Annotated in this window: 14 protein-coding genes; 11 read left to right on the top strand and 3 right to left on the bottom strand. The window is 69.5% G+C overall.

Going from position 1 to position 17,992, the window contains the following annotated elements; genetic code table 11:
• From AWC25_RS08115 to AWC25_RS08105, 3 genes are all read right to left on the bottom strand, one after another.
• The coding region (locus AWC25_RS08115) for a type I polyketide synthase (RefSeq protein ID WP_085166586.1) at positions 1-2,547 on the bottom strand (2,547 nt) is incomplete at its 3' end.
• Positions 2,544-4,295, bottom strand: coding sequence for a long-chain-fatty-acid--AMP ligase FAAL26/FadD26 (gene fadD26, locus AWC25_RS08110; RefSeq protein ID WP_069398609.1), 1,752 nt, complete (start codon positions 4,293-4,295; stop codon positions 2,544-2,546). The genes fadD26 and AWC25_RS08115, both read right to left, overlap by 4 nt.
• A 656-nt stretch (positions 4,296-4,951) precedes the next feature.
• Positions 4,952-5,707, bottom strand: a complete 756-nt coding sequence (locus AWC25_RS08105) for a thioesterase II family protein (RefSeq protein ID WP_069398610.1) — start codon at positions 5,705-5,707, stop codon at positions 4,952-4,954.
• A 220-nt stretch (positions 5,708-5,927) separates the two neighbouring features.
• Between AWC25_RS08105 and sepIVA the strand changes: the two genes are divergently transcribed.
• From sepIVA to ftsY, 11 genes are all read left to right on the top strand, one after another.
• The gene (gene sepIVA, locus AWC25_RS08100; RefSeq protein ID WP_069398611.1) at positions 5,928-6,665 is read left to right on the top strand and encodes a cell division protein SepIVA; all 738 of its coding nucleotides are present in this window, start codon (positions 5,928-5,930) and stop codon (positions 6,663-6,665) included.
• Positions 6,666-6,752: 87 nt separating this feature from the next.
• A complete protein-coding gene (locus AWC25_RS08095) occupies positions 6,753-7,346 on the top strand; it encodes a YceD family protein (RefSeq protein WP_142278734.1) in 594 nt (197 codons plus the stop codon).
• Positions 7,343-8,068, top strand: coding sequence for a ribonuclease III (gene rnc, locus AWC25_RS08090; protein ID WP_069398613.1), 726 nt, complete (start codon positions 7,343-7,345; stop codon positions 8,066-8,068). Before AWC25_RS08095 ends, rnc begins: the two co-directional genes overlap by 4 nt.
• Positions 8,069-8,071: 3 nt before the next feature.
• Positions 8,072-8,932, top strand: a complete 861-nt coding sequence (gene mutM, locus AWC25_RS08085) for a DNA-formamidopyrimidine glycosylase (RefSeq protein ID WP_069398614.1) — start codon at positions 8,072-8,074, stop codon at positions 8,930-8,932.
• An 87-nt stretch (positions 8,933-9,019) separates the two neighbouring features.
• Positions 9,020-9,304: a FeoA family protein gene (locus tag AWC25_RS08080; protein ID WP_069398615.1), complete on the top strand. Its 285-nt coding sequence runs from the start codon at positions 9,020-9,022 to the stop codon at positions 9,302-9,304.
• Positions 9,301-11,211 (top strand): ferrous iron transporter B, encoded by a 1,911-nt coding sequence (feoB, locus tag AWC25_RS08075; RefSeq protein ID WP_069398616.1) that lies wholly within the window; start codon positions 9,301-9,303, stop codon positions 11,209-11,211. The genes AWC25_RS08080 and feoB overlap by 4 nt, the downstream gene beginning before the upstream one ends.
• Entirely contained in the window at positions 11,208-11,780 is a 573-nt protein-coding gene (locus AWC25_RS08070; RefSeq protein ID WP_069398617.1) for a NifU family protein, read from the top strand. The genes feoB and AWC25_RS08070 overlap by 4 nt, the downstream gene beginning before the upstream one ends.
• A gap of 149 nt (positions 11,781-11,929) precedes the next feature.
• On the top strand, positions 11,930-12,388 hold the full coding sequence (locus AWC25_RS08065) for an OsmC family protein (RefSeq protein WP_069398618.1): 459 nt from the start codon (positions 11,930-11,932) through the stop codon (positions 12,386-12,388).
• Entirely contained in the window at positions 12,375-12,668 is a 294-nt protein-coding gene (locus tag AWC25_RS08060; protein ID WP_069398619.1) for an acylphosphatase, read from the top strand. Before AWC25_RS08065 ends, AWC25_RS08060 begins: the two co-directional genes overlap by 14 nt.
• Positions 12,669-12,809: 141 nt before the next feature.
• The gene (gene smc, locus AWC25_RS08055; protein ID WP_069398620.1) at positions 12,810-16,418 is read left to right on the top strand and encodes a chromosome segregation protein SMC; all 3,609 of its coding nucleotides are present in this window, start codon (positions 12,810-12,812) and stop codon (positions 16,416-16,418) included.
• 95 nt (positions 16,419-16,513) lie between these two features.
• The gene (ftsY, locus tag AWC25_RS08050) at positions 16,514-17,851 is read left to right on the top strand and encodes a signal recognition particle-docking protein FtsY (protein WP_069398621.1); all 1,338 of its coding nucleotides are present in this window, start codon (positions 16,514-16,516) and stop codon (positions 17,849-17,851) included.
• Positions 17,852-17,992: the final 141 nt, after the last annotated feature.

Below are 17,992 nucleotides of genomic sequence, written 5' to 3'. Positions count from 1 at the left end.
ATGGTGGGGGGTCAGGTCGGCTAGTTCGGCGCGCATGGCCGGTTGGAGGGCGTCCATGGCGGGGTTGTGGGGGGCGACTTCGATGTTGACGCGGCTGGCGAAGCGGTTGTGGGCGCGCACCTGGTGGATCAACGTTTCGATTTGTTCGGTCGGTCCGGAGATGACGGTTTGGCGCGGTGAGTTGTAGATGCCCAGGCTGACTTGGGGGTGCTCGGCGATGAGGGCTTGGGTGGCTGCGGCGTCCAGTTCCAGCAGCGCCATGGCGCCTTGTCCGCAGAGTGGGGCCATTAGTCGGGAGCGGGTGGCGGTGACCCGTAGTCCTTGGGCGGGGGTGAGGGCGCCGGCGACGACGGCGGCGGCGACCTCGCCCATCGAGTGCCCGATGACCAGGTCCGGGGTGATGCCGTGGGCGCGCCAGAGTGCGGTCAGGGCCAGTTGCATGCCGATCACGCCGAGTTGGATCTGTTGGATGCTGTCGAGGGGTTTGCCGGTGGCGATCACTTCGTGGAGCGAAAAGCCGGCGTGGGCAACGAAGGTGGGTTCCAGTTCGGTGATCGCGGCGGCGAAGGCGGGTTCGTCGGCCAGTAGTTGGCGGCCCATGCCGGGCCATTGCGAACCGCGGCCGGAGTAGACGAACACCGTGCCCGCACCGCCGGGGCCCTCGTGCGGGCCGACCACGCCGGGGGCGTGCTCGCCGGCGGCGATCGCGCGTAAACCTTGCACCGCATGAGCTCGGTCGCGGGCCACCACGGTGGCGAATTTGGGTTGCCGGGCCCGGTGATGGTTGAGGGTGTGGGCCACGTCGGGCAACGCCACATCGGCGCCGGGGCCCTCCATCCAATCGGCCAACACCGCCGCCGTCACCGCCACCCGCCCCGCCGACTTCCCCGACACCACCAACGTCGACACACCGGTGCCCGAATCGGCCGCGGCGACCGGCGCCGGGTCCGGACCCTCCTCGATCACCACGTGCGCGTTGGTGCCACCGAATCCGAACGACGACATCCCCGCCCGGCGCGGCCGGCCCGTCTCAGGCCAGGGCGTCTGCGCGTCAACAACTTTCATTCTCAAGTTGTCGAAGGGGATATGTGGATTGGGGCTTTCGAAGCGTTGATTGGGCGGAATTTCTCCCCGTTCGACGGCCAGCACCGCCTTGATGAAGCCCGCGATCCCGGCCGCCGCCTCGGTGTGGCCGAGGTTGGTCTTCACCGCGCCGATCAGCAACGGCGAATCCTCGGGGCGTCCGCGACCCAGCACCGTACCCAGCGCGCGGGCTTCGATCGGGTCGCCCAAAAGTGTTCCGGTGCCGTGTGTTTCGACGTAGTCGACCATGCCGGGTTGCATGCCGGCGTTGCTGTAGGCCGCGCGCAGCACCGCCATCTGGGCAGCCGGATTGGGTGCCATCAAACCGTTGGAGCGGCCGTCCTGGTTGACCGCCGACCCGCAAATCACCGCCAGCACCCGGTCGCCGTCGCGCTGCGCGTCGGTCAGCCGCTTGAGCACCACCACGCCCGCGCCCTCACCCCGCACGAACCCGTCGGCCGCGGCGTCGAACGCGCGGCACCGACCGGTCGGCGACAGTGCCCCGACCTGATCGAAACCCCGAAACACCGCCGGGGACAACAGCACGTTGACGCCCGCAGCGATGGCCAGATGGGAGTCCTGGGTGCGCAGGCTCTGGCAGGCCAGGTGAATGGCGACCAACGACGACGAGCAGGCGGTGTCCACCGCGACCGAGGGGCCGCGCAGGTCGAGGAAGTAGGAGAGGCGGTTGGCGATGATGCTCATCGCGCCGCCGGTGTTGTTCCAGCCGTCGACCCGGCGCAGGTCGTTGGACGCGATCACACCGTATTCGCTCAGGCAGGCCCCGGCGAACACGCCCGTCTGCGAACGGCGCAGCGAGCTGGGCGGTATCCCCGCGTGCTCCAACGCTTCCCAGGCCACCTCCAGCAGCAGCCGCTGCTGTGGATCCATCTTGTCCGCCTCGCTGGGCGAGATCTCGAAGAACTCGGCGTCGAAGGCGTCGATGTCGGGCAGGAAGGAACCCCACCGCGTCGTGTGGGCCAGCGCCGCCGCGACCTCGGGTGAGCCGTCGTCGAACGGTTCCCAGCGCTGCGGCGGCACCTCCGAGATGGTGCAGCCGCGGTCAACCAGAAACTGCCAGTACGCATCCGGGCTGGTGATCCCGCCGGGGAAGCGGCATCCCATCCCGACGACGGCGACCGGTTCGTCGAGCGAATTGCGGGCCGGACGCTTGGTCAGCCCGTCGCCGCGCGCCTCGGAGTCGGGGTCGGGTTCGGGAGCGGTGAGGTAGGCGGCCAGCGCGTTGATCGTCGGGTGTTCCCAGAACTCGATGGGAGACACCGGCTTTCCCAACAACTCCGACAACTCGCCGGACAGCACGACCGACTCGCGGGAGCTGACACCGAGGTCGGCCAGCGACAGATCGGGATCAACCTCGTCCGGCGTGCAACCGATGTTGGTCACCAGGTAGTCGACGAGCCAGTGGCGAAGGTCGGCCTCGCCATTGATACCCGACGAAGTCATACAGTCACATCCAACCGTTGGAATCCGTCGGTCTGGTAGCGCTCGACGCAGGCCGAGCGGCGGATCTTGCCGCTGGTCGTGATCGGAATCGAGCCCGGCGGCACCAGCACGAGATCGGCCACGCGCAGGCTGTGCGACTTCGAAATTGCCGACGTGACTTTGCGTTTCACCGAACGCAGCCGTAGCAGTCCTTCTTCGGAGGCCGGCTGCCCCTTGAGCTCGATGATGGCCACCAGTTGCTCGGTGATGTCGTCGGGGACCGAGATCGCCGCGACCCGGCCGCCGGTGATCTCGGTGATCGTCGCCTCGATGTCGTCCGGGTAGTGATTACGGCCGTCCACGATGAGCAGGTCTTTGATGCGACCCATGATGAACAGCTCACCGTCGGCGATGACGCCCAGGTCGCCGGTGCGCAGCCACGGCCCCTCGGCGGCGCCGGGCGCGGGATCGACGAGTTTGGCGTTGAAGACGCGCTCGGTTTGCTCGGGCGTGCGCCAGTAACCCATCGCCACGTGCTCGCCCCGCACCCAGATCTCACCGACGGTGCCGGCTGGGCTCTCGATCATGGTCTCCGGGTTGACAATTCGCACCGAGTCGGGATCGGGGGAGCCGTACCCGATGAGTTCGGTCCCCAGGGTGCCCTCGGTGCCGCACGGCAGGGCCTGCCCGGCCGTCAGATGCTCGTAGTCGAAGCGAACCGTCTTGGGCGCGGCGTCGGGCGCCGGGGCGGCCACATACAGCGTCGCCTCGGCGAGCCCGTACGACGGCCGAATGGCGGTCGGGCTCAGGTGATATGGGGCGAAGCGATCGGTGAATCGCTTCACGGTGGCGACGTGGATGCGCTCGCTGCCGCTGACGATGCACTGCACGTTGCCCAGGTCGAGTCCGGCCATGTCGTCGTCGGAGGTGCGCCGAACCGCCAGCTCGAACGCGAAGTTCGGGGCCGCCGAGATGCACGGGCCGTGGCTGGCCAGCATGCTGATCCAGCGCGCGGGGCGGACCAGAAACGACATCGGGCTCATCAATACCGCGCTGCGCCGGCCCACCAGCGGCGCGCACAGCCCCAGAATCAGGCCCATGTCGTGGTAGAACGGCAGCCAGGACGTCACGGTCAGGTCGCTGGGCAGCTGTGCCGGATCCCCGAAGTAGGTGTACATGCTTTGGGTCACGTTGGCGATGACGTTGGTGTGGGACACCACGACGCCGGCCGGGGTGCGCGTCGACCCCGAGGTGTACTGCAGATAGGCCGGGCCGCCGCAGTGCTGCCGGGTGGGGGGCAGGGCGCGCGGGGAGTCCAGGTCGAGCAGGTCGACCTCGACGACGAACGGGGCCGGCTGCCTGTCGTGTCCGGTGACGTACTTCGTGACGTCGCCGACGACCGCGGAGGTGGTGAGGACGGCGACCGGGGCGGAATCCCGCAGCACCGACGAGATGCGGTCGTCGTGCACACCGTATTGCGGTGTGGACAAGGGCACCGCGATGAAGCCAGCCTCGAGCGCACCGAAGAACGCCGCGATGTATTCCAGCCCCTGCGGGGCCAGGATCGCGACCCGGTCACCCGGTGAGCCGCACAGCGCGAGTTCCTCGGCGACGACGCGCGCACGTTGCGAAATCTGCGCCCACGTCACGGTCTCGGCAAATCCCGCCGGATCGTCGTCGTAATCGATGTAGGTGAATGCCGCCGCGTCGGGTTGTTGCTCAGCTCGCTCCTGCAGCAAAGCAGGTATGGACGCATTGGTTACCGGCATGTCGTACCTTCCAACTCGCTGTCGGCGTACTAACGGCACGCACCCTGTGTGTTGCCGGGAAGCGGCTTTGTGGCTCCTGAACGGAGCCCCCCCTAGCACACAGCAGCTGCTGGCGGTATTTCGTGGCGCGTCAAGACTGGATGGGCGGAGTCCCCGGTTTCCCTCCCCGCCCACCAGTCTTCGTAAGTAAGGTAAGCAATCTAACACGGGGACGGGACCCGTTTTGAGAAAATCCACAGAGTTCATACACAGGGTTTGGCGTTGGCTGTTGATCGATGCCGACAATCCCGATCCCGGACGGTGTTCCTGCAGGTCGACGCGCTGTGAGCCGTGAGTGACCAGTGATGTGTCTGATGCTTAAGTGGTCCAAGAGCGCCGTGGTGTGATCGGCCGCACGTCCCGGGGGCACCTGGCGACGGCTCGTTTTGGGACCAGCGCACCGTTTCGCCGGGTGCCCGGGCGGTCGCGAATGCGACCGGGCACGAAGCGCGGGCCGACCGGCCCCACCCCGGCGCGGCGCCGGGCTCCGCCGATGACAAACACTTTCCGGGCGCCGGGCCTCTCCGGCGTCGGATCGGACCGCGGAAAGTGTTTGCCGCGGCGGTGTGCGAGGCGGCGGCCGGCCCGGGCCTGCCCTTCGCGGAGAGCCGCGTCAGCTAATTGGGGCCGCGGCGATCGAGGAGCCGATCCTCGACGTTTTTCGCCAGCTCCGACAGGTGTTCGGTGAGATAAAAATGGTCTCCAGCAAATTTCTGCAGGGTGAATTCGGCCGTCGTCCGATCGGCCCAGGCCGTCATGTTCTCCGGGGCGACGATGATGTCGTTGTCCGCGACGAAGGCGTGGATCGGGCACGACACCGTCACCCCGGGCGCGCGGTCGTAGCCGGCGATGGCCCGCACGCTCTGCAGGGTGGGCAGGATCCGGGCGGCGAAGTCGTCGTTGGCCAGCACGTCGGTATTGGTGCCGGTGACCTGCGCGACCACGGTCAAGATGTCGAGGTCAGACCCCTGCAGTTCCTTGTAGCGGATGTGCCCGGGGGCCGCGCAGGCGGACACGAAAAGGGCCTCGATCGGCTGTCCGGCGGCCTGGAAGCGCAGCGCCACCTCGAAGGCCAGCAGCCCGCCCATGCTGTGGCCGAAGAACGCCACGGGACGCTCGGTGGCGGCACCGGACGCCATCCCGGGCGCCATGAGCGAGAAGATTTCGTCGGCGAATTCCGGAATGCTCGGCAGCTGAGTGAGGCCGCGGTCGCCGCGTGCGGGGTATTGCACGGCCACGCGCTGGATGTCCGCCGAGAACGCCTTGGCCAATGGCACGTAGAACGTCGCCGAGCCGCCGGCGTGCGGAAAGATATACAGCGTTGCCAGGGCCGGCGTGGTGCCGGTCCCGATTGGGGTTGCGGGCCCGTTCACCGGCCCAGCCTAACGTGGCGTCTTCGCTCGCCCGGCGGCTTCGCCGCCACCGGTTGCTGGTCGAGGCGCCGGAGCCGGCGTCCTGGCTCGCCGGCGCCGCAGAAGTCCTGGAAGAATGTGCTTTCGTGAGGTCAATGCCCGACACACCGGCGTTGCCACCGCCGTCACAGACGTAACACCAGGCACACTGGTAACAACAACAAGCCAGGAGGGTACGGCCGTGTATCGAGTCTTTGAAGCGCTGGATGAATTGGGCGCCATTGTCGAAGAAGCCCGCGGTGTGCCGATGACGGCCGGTTGCGTGGTGCCCCGCGGTGACGTGCTCGAGCTGATCGACGACATCAAGGACGCGATCCCCGGCGAGCTCGACGACGCCCAGGACGTGCTCGATGCCCGCGATTCGATGCTGCACGACGCCAAGACGCACGCCGAGTCCATGGTGGCCTCGGCGACCACCGAGTCCGAGTCGATGCTCAACCACGCGCGCGCCGAGGCCGATCGGTTGCTGTCGGACGCCAAGGCGCAGGCCGACCGCATGGTCGGCGAGGCGCGCCAGCACAGCGAGCGGATGGTGGGGGAGGCGCGCGAGGAGGCGATGCGCATCGCCGCCGCGGCCAAGCGGGAGTACGAGGCCAGCGTCGGTCGCGCCCAGGCCGAGGCCGACCGGCTGATCGAGAACGGCAACATCTCCTACGAGAAGGCCGTCCAGGAGGGCATCAAGGAGCAGCAGCGGCTGGTCTCGCAGAACGAGGTGGTGCAGGCGGCCAACGCCGAGGCCACGCGGTTGATCGACACCGCGCACGCCGAGGCCGACCGGCTGCGCGGCGAGTGCGACATCTACGTCGACAACAAACTCGCCGAGTTCGAGGAGTTCCTCAACGGCACGCTGCGGTCGGTGGGCCGCGGCCGTCACCAACTGCGGACGGCGGCCGGCACGCACGACTACGCGACCCGGTAGGCGAACCCGGTAGCCCACCTGGGCCGACGGACCGCGCACGGCCGAAGCGCCGCCGTCGGCGTCCCCGGCCCGCCGTAAGATTTTTCTATGGTGCGCGAAAAGAGAACTACTGCGCAGCACCATCCGGCCTCACCGATGACGGTCGACGTCACGCGGCTCGGACGGCGCCCGGGAGCGATGGTTACCCTGCGTAACACCGTGCCCAGCCCGCTGCGCATCGGTCTGGACATGATCGCTATCGAGCAGGGCGCTCCGCTCGACATGGATCTGCGGGTCGAGTCCGTGTCGGAAGGCGTGCTGGTCACCGGCACGGTATCCGGGCCCACCGTCGGGGAATGCTCCCGCTGCCTGACCGCGGTCACCGGCCAGGTGCAGGTCGGGTTGACGGAGTTGTTCGCCTACCCGGACAGCGCGACCGAGGCGACCACCGAGGAAGACGAGGTCGGCCGCGTCGTCGACGACCGCATCGATCTCGAGCAGGCCATCATCGACGCCGTCGGGCTCGACCTGCCCTTCGCCCCCGTCTGCCGGCCGGACTGCCCGGGGCTGTGCCCGCAGTGCGGTGTGCTGCTGGCCAACGATCCCGGCCACCACCATGACAACATCGATCCGCGATGGGCCAAGCTGGTGGACATGTTCTCCGATGATTCCGCCGACCCCGAGGCCGGAGGTCAGCGGTGACCTCGCGGCAAATCCTGCTCGATGCGCTCGGGGTCGATCTGCCCGACGAACTGCTCTCCCTGGCGCTGACGCACCGCAGCTATGCCTACGAACACGGCGGCTTACCGACCAACGAGCGACTGGAGTTCCTCGGCGACGCCGTGCTGGGGCTGACCGTCACCGACGAGCTCTACCACCGCCATCCGGACCGTTCCGAGGGGGATCTGGCCAAGCTGCGGGCCAGCGTCGTCAACACCCAGGCCCTGGCCGATGTGGCACGCAAGCTCTCCGACCAGGGCCTGGGCGTGCACCTGCTGCTGGGGCGCGGGGAGGCGAACACCGGCGGGGCGGACAAGTCGAGCATCCTGGCCGACGGTATGGAATCACTGCTGGGCGCGATCTACCTGGAACACGGCATCGAGACGGCGCGCGAGGTGATCCTGCGGTTGTTCGGCGGGCTGCTGGACGCGGCGCCCACGCTGGGGGCGGGCCTGGACTGGAAGACGAGCCTGCAGGAGCTGACCGCGGCGCGTGGCCTGGGCGCGCCGTCGTATGTGGTCACCTCGACCGGTCCCGACCACGACAAGGAATTCACCGCGGTGGTCGTCGTGATGGAGACCGAGTACGGGACCGGGGTGGGCCGCTCGAAAAAGGAAGCCGAGCAGAAGGCGGCCGCGGCGACCTGGAAGACGCTGGAGGCGTTGGACCCCGCGGCGACCACTTCCGCCCAGTCGCCCGCCTAGTCGATGCCCGAACTGCCCGAAGTCGAGGTGGTGCGCCGGGGCCTGCAGGCTCACATCGTCGGCAAGACCATCACCGCCGTCCGGGTGCACCATCCCCGCGCGGTACGCCGGCACGAGGCCGGGCCCGCCGACCTCACCGCCCGGCTGCTCGACGCGCGGATCCTGGGAACGGATCGGCGCGGAAAATACCTGTGGCTGCTGCTGGACGAGCCGGCCGGACCGGAGACCGCGCTCGTCGTTCACCTCGGCATGAGCGGGCAGATGCTGCTGGGCGCGGTGCCGCGGGACGACCACGTGCGGATCTCGGCGCTGCTCGACGACAAGACGGTGCTCAGCTTCGCCGACCAGCGCACCTTCGGCGGTTGGCTGCTGGCCGATCTGGTGGAGGTGGACGGCAGCGTGCTGCCCCAGCCCGTCGCGCACCTGGCGCGCGATCCGCTGGACCCCCGCTTCGACGCCGATGCCGTGGTCAAGGTGTTGCGCGGCAAGCATTCCGAGATCAAGCGCCAGCTGCTGGATCAGCAGGTGGTGTCGGGCATCGGCAACATCTACGCCGACGAGGCGTTGTGGCGCGCCAAGGTCAACGGCGCCCGGGTGGCCGCCACGCTGACCCGCCGCCAGCTCAAAGCCGTGCTCGACGCGGCCGCCGAGGTGATGGGCGAGGCGCTGGCCCAGGGCGGGACCTCGTTCGACTCGCTGTATGTCAACGTCAACGGAGAGTCGGGCTACTTCGACCGATCCCTGGATGCCTATGGGCGCGAAGGCGAAAGCTGCCGCCGGTGCGGCGCGGTGATACGCCGGGAGAAATTCATGAACCGCTCGTCTTTCTATTGCCCGCGCTGCCAACCCCGACCGCGACGCTGAGGACTTTCCGCAAACAACTGAGGTTATCCTCAGCATCGTGAGGTTATCCTTACCAGGATGATCAACCTCTGGCGGCGGGGCGACTAGATGCGCAACTCCGCGCGAAACGCAGATCGCGATCCCGGTGCTCCGGCCGTGCTGGCTCAGCTGTCCCCGGGCGAGCGGGCCACCATTGTGGGCGTGGCCCGCGCGGCGTCGGCGGCGGTGGCAGGACGGCTGCGGCAGTTGGGTTTTCGGCCGTCCTCCGACGTCGAGGTCATCCGCCGGGCCCCGATGGGCGATCCCACGATCTATCGGGTGCAAGACACCGAACTGTGCTTGCGCCGGCGCGAGGCCCGGTTGATCGAAGTGGTCCCGGGGACCGGCACATGACGGCCTGCCATGACGACGGCGGCGCGGTCGCCGTCGCGGGGATGGCGCGCATCGCGCTGGTGGGCAGCCCGAACGCGGGTAAGACCTCGGTTTTCAACCACCTGACCGGCTTGCGCGCCAAGACCGGCAACTACCCGGGCGTCACGGTGGGACGCAGCGTCGGCACCACCAAGGTGGACGGCGTCGAGCTCGCCATCGAGGATCTGCCCGGCACCTACAGCCTCGACCCGATCAGCCCCGACGAGCAGGTGGTGGTGGACCTACTGGGCGGTGAGGTCTACGGCGACGGCCGCCCAGACGCGATCGTCATCGTCGCCGACGCCACCACGCTGCACCGCTCCATCATTTTGGTGGCCCAGGTGTTGCGCCAGGACCTGCCCTGCCTGCTGGTGCTGAGCATGACCGACGAGTTGACCGCGCGGGGCGGCGGCGTAAACATCGACGCCCTGTCCACCGCGCTGGGCGTCCCCGTTCTTGCCGTCATCGCCAATCGCGGCGTCGGTATCGACGCCCTGCGCGCGCAACTGGTCGCCTTCCACCGGTGGCAGCGACCCCCGGTCCTGCCGCCGGCCGACGACGCCGCCGTCGACGCGTGGGGCAGATCGGTGCTGCAGGCGGCCGATTACGTTGCGCCGAAACCGGATCGGCGGACGGCGCGGATCGACGCGGTCGTGCTGCACCCGCTGTGGGGCACCCTGATCTTCTTCGCGGTGATGTTCTGCTTCTTTCAAGTCGTCTTCACCGTCGCCGCGCCGCTGCAGGATCAGGTGGGTGATTGGCTCGGCCAGCTCGGCGGGCTGGTCAGCGACCACGTCGGCAACTACGTGGTCCGCGGACTGCTGGGTCAGGGCATCATCGGCGGAGTGGGCACGGTCCTGCAGTTCATCCCCCAGATCGTGCTGTTGTTCCTGCTGATCGCGTTGCTGGAGAACATCGGCTACATGGCGCGCGCGGCCTTCCTGATGGACCGGGTGATGGCCGCGACGGGGCTGGAGGGCCGTGCCTTCGTCGCGATGCTGTCGTCGTTCGCGTGCGCCATCCCGGGGATCATGGCCACCCGGACGCTGCCATCGGCCCGCGACCGCATCGCGACCATCATCACCGCCCCGTTGATGACCTGCTCGGCCCGGCTTCCGGTGTTCACCCTGCTGGTCGGGCTGCTGGTGTCGCCGAGCACGCAGTGGGGCGGGTTCAGCGCGCAGGGCATCGCGATGTTCGCGCTGTATGTGTGCGGCGGCACGTCGGCGTTGATCGCCGCGTCGGTGTTCAAGTCGACGATCCTGCGCAGCGATCTGCTGCCGTTCACGATGGAGCTTCCGCCGTACCGCTTCCCGTCGCCCAAGAACGTGCTGATCACGATGTGGGACTCGGCCAAGATGTTCCTGCGCAAGGCCGGGACGATCATCCTGGCCACCTCGGTGGTGCTGTGGGTGCTGCTCAACCTGCCGGCGCGCCAATCGGAGACGGCCAACCTGTCCGCGACCGATGCCACCGCCTACGTGATGGAACACAGCTTCGCCGCCGACATCGGGCGGGCGGTCGGGCCGGTGTTCACGCCGCTCGGATTCGATTGGCACATCAACGTTTCGCTGCTCGGCTCGTTCTCGGCGCGCGAGGTTTTCGTCTCGACGCTGGGCCAGGTCTCGGCGGCGACCAGCCCCGACGACCCGCGCGACGCGCTGGTCAACATGACCGACGGCCAGGGCCGCAAGGTGTTCACCGCGCCCACGGTCATCGCCCTGATGGCGTATTTCGTCTATGCGCTGCAATGCATGTCGACCGTCGCGGTGATGCGCCGCGAGACCAACTCGTGGCGCTGGCCCGCCCTGGCGTGGTCCTACATGTTCGTGCTGGCGTGGACGATGGCGTTCCTCGCCCGATCGGTCGCGATCGGACTGGGCGCATGATTGCGCTACACGCCACCGCCACCGCGGACGCGCGGCGGCTGCGCTGGGTGGTCGGCGCGGATCGGCTGCCGCCACCGGGCGTCGTGCGCGCCGCGCCGGGCAGGCTGGGTGCGTTGCTGGACGCCGGCATCCTCGACGAACTGGTGGTGGAGCCCGGCGGCGTCCTGATCACGGTCGGCGCCGGCCACACCTGGCGGGAGCTGGGCGATGACGTCCGCGCGGCGCTCAGCGCGGCGCTGTCGCAGCCCGCGACTTGGGTCGTCGACGAATCCTCCTGCGCGGCAACCGGATTGAAGGATGCCGCGGCCGAACTGCTGGCCGGGCGAGTCGGCGCGCTGGCCGCCTCGCACGGCGGCTCGATCGAGCTGGTCTCGGTGGAGGGCCATCACGTGACGGTGCGGATGTCGGGCGCCTGCGACGGCTGTCCCGGCGCGTCGGCCACGCTGCGCGACGTGCTGGAGCGCGAACTGCGCCGCCGGGCCGATCCCCAGACCGTGGTCGTCGCGAGCGAAAGCGATTCGGGCACAATATCTTTGGGTAAGAAGCTGCTGTCGCTGATCGTTCGCTGAGTCGCCTCTGATCGTCCTCGGTCATCGAGTGTGCGGTGCCGGCGTCGGGTGTCCGCCCAGGGCGGCGACGCGCCGGTGGCACCCGCCCCGAACACACTCTGGACACACTCGGGGGGCGTGCGGTGCCCGGCGCCCGGTAGAAATGAGCCATGACCGAACTGTGGGTGCAGCGCACCGGGACTCGCCGCTATACCGGACACAGCTCGCGGGGCGCGCAGGTGCTGATCGGCTCCGAGGATGTCGAAGGCGTGTTCACCCCCGGCGAGTTGCTGAAGATCGCGCTCGCCGCGTGCAGCGGGATGTCCAGCGACCAGCCGCTGGCCCGCCGGCTCGGCGACGACTATCAGGCGGTGGTCCGGGTGTCGGGCGCCGCCGACCGCGAACGCGAGGTGTATCCACTCTTGAAGGAGACGCTCGAGCTCGACCTGTCGGGGCTGTCCGCCGCGGACAAGGAGCGGCTGCGGGTGGTCGTCGACCGGGCCATCGACCTGGTCTGCACCGTCGGGCGCACGCTGAAGGCCGGCACCGAGGTCAACTTCACGGTGGCCGACGTCGGTATGAAGGCAGATCCCACGGTGCGTTCCAAGGGTGTAGATGTCGGAACCTGACGTCCGGCTGACCGCTTGGGTGCACGGCGCGGTCCAGGGCGTCGGTTTCCGCTGGTGGACGCGCAGCCGGGCGCTGGAGCTCGGCCTCACCGGCTACGCGGCCAACCAGGCCGACGGCCGCGTCCTGGTCGTCGCGCAGGGCCCGCGGGCAGCGGCCGAACAACTGCTCGACCTGCTCGAAGGCGGCCATGCGTGGCCGCCGCGGCCGGGCCGGGTGGACAAGGTCGTCGCCGACTGGTCCGCGCCGACGGAGCAGTTCGCCGGTTTCGTCGAACGCTGACGGCTTTCCCGGCCCCTTTTCGGTGACGCAAGGGGCCACTGTGACCACTGCGTCAGGGCGTGGTCCGGAGGCGTATTTCGGGCGCTGCGACACCCCGTGGTGACGCCGGCGCGGGCAATTTGAGCGGTAGTCTGGCTGGCCGTGTACCTCAAGAGTCTGACGCTGAAGGGCTTCAAGTCCTTTGCCTCGCCGACGACTCTGCGTTTCGAGCCGGGCATCACCGCCGTCGTCGGGCCCAACGGTTCCGGCAAGTCCAACGTGGTCGACGCGCTGGCCTGGGTGATGGGCGAGCAGGGCGCCAAGACGTTGCGCGGCGGGAAGATGGAAGACGTCATCTTCGCCGGCACGTCGTCGCGCGCCCCCCTGGGCCGCGCCGAGGTCACGGTGACGATCGACAACTCCGACAACGCGCTGCCGATCGAGTATTCCGAGGTGTCGATCACGCGGCGGATGTTCCGCGACGGCGCGAGTGAATACGAAATCAACGGCGCCAGTTGCCGTTTGATGGACGTTCAGGAGCTGCTCAGCGATTCCGGTATCGGCCGCGAGATGCACGTCATCGTGGGGCAGGGCAAGCTCGACGAAATCCTGCAATCCCGGCCCGAGGATCGCCGGGCGTTCATCGAGGAAGCCGCCGGGGTGCTCAAGCACCGCAAGCGCAAAGAGAAGGCGCTGCGCAAGCTCGACGCCATGCAGGCCAACCTGGCCCGGCTGTCCGACCTGACCACCGAATTGCGTCGCCAGCTTAAACCGCTGGGCCGCCAGGCCGAGGTGGCCCGGCGCGCTCAGACCATCCAGGCGGATCTGCGCGATGCGCGGCTGCGGCTGGCCGCCGACGACCTGGTCAGCCGGCAGACCCAGCGCGACGCGATCCTCGAGGCCGAGGCGGCGATGCGCCGGGAGCACGACGAGGCCGCCGCCCGGCTGGCCGTGGCGTCCGAGGAGCTGACCGCGCACGAAACCGCGCTGGCCGAGCTCTCGGTGCGGGCCGAGTCGGTCCAGCACACCTGGTTCGGGCTGTCCGCGTTGGCCGAACGGGTGGGCGCCACCGTCCGCATCGCCAGCGAGCGCGCCCAGCATCTCGACGCCGAGCCGGTGGCCACCGGCGATACCGACCCCGACGCGCTGGACGCCGAGGCCGACCGGGTCGCCGCCGCCGAGCAGCAGCTGCTGGCGGAGCTGGCCGGGGCGCGGACCCGGCTCGAGACGGCCCGGGCCGAACTGGCCGAGCGCGAGCGCGAGGCGGCCGAGGCCGACCGGGCGCATCTGGCCGCGGTGCGCGCCGAAGCGGACCGCCGCGAGGGTCTGGCCCGGCTGGCCGGTCAGGTCGAAACCATGCGGGCCCGCGTCGAATCGATCGACGACAGCGTCGCTCGGCTGTCCGAGCGCATCGAACAGGGGGCCGCCCGCGCCCAGCAGACCCGGGCCGAATTCGAAACCGTGCAGGCCCGCGTCGGTGAACTCGATCAGGGCGAGGTCGGCCTCGACGAACACCACGAGCGGACCGTGGCCGCGCTGCGACTGGCCGACGAACGGGTCGCCGAGCTGCAGTCCGCCGAGCGGGAGGCCGAGCGCCGGGTGGCCTCGCTGCGGGCCCGCATCGACGCGCTGTCGGTGGGGCTCGAACGCAAGGACGGCGCCGCGTGGCTCACCCAAAACCACACTGGCGCAGGGCTTCTCGGGCCGGTCGCGAAGTTGGTGAAGGTTCGGTCGGGGTACGAGGCGGCGCTGGCCGCGGTACTCGGATCGGCCGCCGACGCGCTGGCGGCCGACAGTTTCGGCGCGGCCCGTGCGGCGGTCGCGGCGCTCAAGCAGGCCGACGGCGGCCGCGCGGCCCTCGTGCTCGGGGACTGGCCGGTCGATCAGCCCCCGTCGGCCGCGGCACTGCCTGACGGTGCGTTGTGGGCGCTCGACCTGGTCGAGGCCCCGCAGCGGCTCCGGGGCGCGATGGTGGCGATGTTGTCCGGCGTCGCGGTGGTGCCCGACCTGGGCGCGGCGCTGGATTTGGTCGCCAGCCGCCCGCAGCTGCGGGCGGTCACCCTCGACGGGGACCTGGTCGGCCGCGGCTGGGTCAGCGGCGGTTCGGACCGCAAACCGTCGACGCTGGAGCTGACCTCGGAGATCGACAAGGCCGGCAGCGAGCTGGCCGCCGCCGAAACCCAGGTCGCCCAGCTGTCCGCCGCGCTGTCGGGCGCGCTGACCGAGCAGCGTGGCCGTCAGGACTCCGCCGAGCAGGCGTTGGCCGCGCTCAACGAATCCGACACGGCCATCTCGGCGATGTACGAGCAGCTGGGCCGGCTCGGGCAGGACGCCCGCACCGCCGAGGCCGAATGGAATCGCCTGCTGCGCCAGCGCGAGGAGCTCGAGGCCAATCGTGCGCAGACCGTCGCCGAGGTCACCGAACTCGAGACTCGGCTGCGCAACGCGCAGGAAAGTCAGCTCGCACCCGCGGAGGAGCCCGACCCGACGATCAGCCGGCAACGGATCGCCGCCGCGGCCGAAGCCGCCCGGGGCGTCGAGGTGGAGGCCCGCCTCGCGGTGCGCACCGCCGAGGAACGCGCCAATGCGGTGCGCGGGCGGGCGGACTCGCTGCGCCGCGCGGCCGCCGCCGAACGCGAGGCACGGGTGCGCGCCCAGCAGGCCCACGCCGCGCGACTGCGCGCGGCCGCGGTTGCCGCCGCGGTCGCCGACTCGGGCCGGCTGCTGGCGGCACGGCTCACCCGGGTCGTCGACGCGGTGTCGCAGATCCGCGACGCCCTGGTGGCCGAGCGGGAAGCACGGTCGGCGGCCATGACGGCGGTGCGCGACGAGGTGCACACGCTGGGCGCCCGGGTGGCCAAGCTGACCGACTCGCTGCACCGCGACGAGGTGGCCAACGCCCAGGCGGCGCTGCGCATCGAGCAGCTCGAACAGATGGTGCTCGAGCAGTTCGGGTTGGCGCCGGCGGACCTGATCGCCGAGTACGGCCCGCAGATCACGCTGCCGCCGTCCGAGCTGGAGATGGCCGAGTTCGAGTTGGCCCGCGAGCGCGGGGAACAGGTGACGGCGCCCGCCCCGGTGCCCTACGACCGGCCCACCCAGGAGCGGCGGGCCAAGCGCGCCGAGCGCGAGCTGGCCGAGCTGGGCCGGGTGAACCCGCTTGCGCTCGAGGAGTTCGCCGCGCTGGAGGAGCGCTACAACTTCCTGTCCACTCAGCTCGAGGACGTCAAGTCGGCGCGCAAGGACCTGCTCGACGTGGTCGCCGAGGTCGACGCGCGCATCCTGCAGGTGTTCAGCGACGCGTTCGTCGACGTCGAACGCGAATTCCAAGAAGTCTTCACCGTGCTGTTCCCCGGCGGCGAGGGCCGGCTGCGCCTGACCAATCCCGACGACATGCTGACCACCGGCATCGAGGTCGAGGCGCGTCCCCCCGGCAAGAAGGTGACCCGGTTGTCGTTGTTGTCCGGCGGCGAGAAGGCGCTGACGGCGGTCGCGATGCTGGTGGCGATCTTCCGTGCCCGCCCGTCGCCGTTCTACATCATGGACGAGGTCGAGGCGGCGCTCGACGACACCAACCTGCGCCGGCTGATCTCGCTGTTCGAGCTGCTGCGGGCGCGCTCGCAGCTGATCATCATCACCCACCAGAAGCCGACGATGGAGGTCGCCGACGCGTTGTACGGGGTGACCATGCAGGGCGACGGCATCACCGCGGTGATCTCGCAGCGTATGCGCGGCCAACAGGTCGCCCAGCTCGCCACCACTTCTTCCTAGCTTCCTGGCTTCCTGGCTTCCTGGCGCGCGCGGGCGGCGCCCTGGCCCTGTGAGTCGCTGTCGGTTGCGCGGCGTGGCCCTGAAACAATGTCAGCGTGTCACAAGGCCTTTGGATCGCGATCGCTGTTGTTGCCGCCCTGGTGCTCGTCGCCGCGCTGGTCCTGGGCCTGGTCCGGTACCGTCGCCGGCGCATCACCCTGACCCGGCCCGAACCGGGCGCCCTCGACAAGGGCGGGCGTTACACGACCTCGTCGGGCATCACCTTCACCCAGGGCACGTCGACGCTCGACACCACCGGGCTGCCCGCCGTCGGGGACGACGCGACCCTCCCGCGCGACGCGCCGCGGCGCACCATCTCCGATGTGCAGCTGCCGGCGCCGCAGGTCGAGACCGAGGCCGTCACGCCGGCTCCCCAGGCACCCGAGACCCCCGAGGCAGCCGAAGTTTCCGAGGCGCCCGAGGCACCCGAAGCTCCGGCGCCCGAGGTTCCCGCGACGACGATCGAGGAAATCGCGCCCACCGCCGGGCGGCTGGAACGGTTGCGCGGCCGGCTGGCCCGGTCGCAGAACGCGCTGGGGCGCAGCATGCTCGGCCTGATCGGCGGTGGCGACCTGGACGAAGACTCCTGGCAGGACGTCGAGGACACCCTGCTGGTCGCCGATCTGGGCCCGGTCGTCACCGAATCCGTCGTCTCGCAGCTGCGCTCGCGGCTGGCCAGCAGCAGTGTGCGGACCGAGGCCGACGCGCGCGCGGTGCTGCGCGACGTGCTGATCAAGGAACTGCATCCCGAGATGGATCGCTCGATCCGCGCCCTGCCGCACGACGACCACCCGTCGGTGCTGCTGGTCGTCGGCGTCAACGGCACCGGCAAAACCACCACCGTCGGCAAGCTGGCGCGGGTACTGGTCGCCGACGGCCGCCGCGTCGTGCTGGGCGCCGCCGACACCTTCCGCGCCGCCGCCGCCGACCAGCTGCAGACCTGGGCCGCTCGGGTGGGCGCGGAAGTGGTGCGCGGGCCCGAGGGGGCGGACCCGGCATCGGTGGCCTTCGACGCCGTCGACAAGGGCATCGAGGCGGGCGCGGACGTCGTGCTGATCGATACCGCGGGCCGGTTGCACACCAAAGTGGGCCTGATGGACGAGCTGGGCAAGGTCAAACGGGTGGTGACCAGGCGGGCCGCCGTCGACGAAGTACTGCTGGTTCTCGACGCCACGATCGGGCAAAACGGACTGGCTCAGGCGAAGGTGTTTGCCGAGGTCGTCGAGATCACCGGCGCCGTGCTGACCAAGCTGGACGGAACGGCCAAGGGCGGCATCGTCTTCCGGGTGCAACAAGAATTGGGCGTTCCGGTCAAACTTGTTGGCCTGGGCGAGGGGCCCGACGATTTGGCGCCCTTCGAGGCAAATGCGTTCGTCGACGCCCTGCTCGGCTGAAACCCCTTACACAGGGGCCGTTTCGTTAATGACGCTGAAACACTGCGGCCCCCTCTCGGAAACAACCATTGCGCAAGGTTCTGGATCAGGCCATCAGGCACATGTCTGATGACCAGTTCAGGGCCGACCGGAGGTGAGACC

Source organism: Mycobacterium sherrisii, assembly GCF_002102355.1.
GTDB lineage: Bacteria > Actinomycetota > Actinomycetes > Mycobacteriales > Mycobacteriaceae > Mycobacterium > Mycobacterium sherrisii.
Note: the sequence above shows the minus strand (reverse complement) of the source record. Positions and strands in the feature narration are given on the sequence as shown.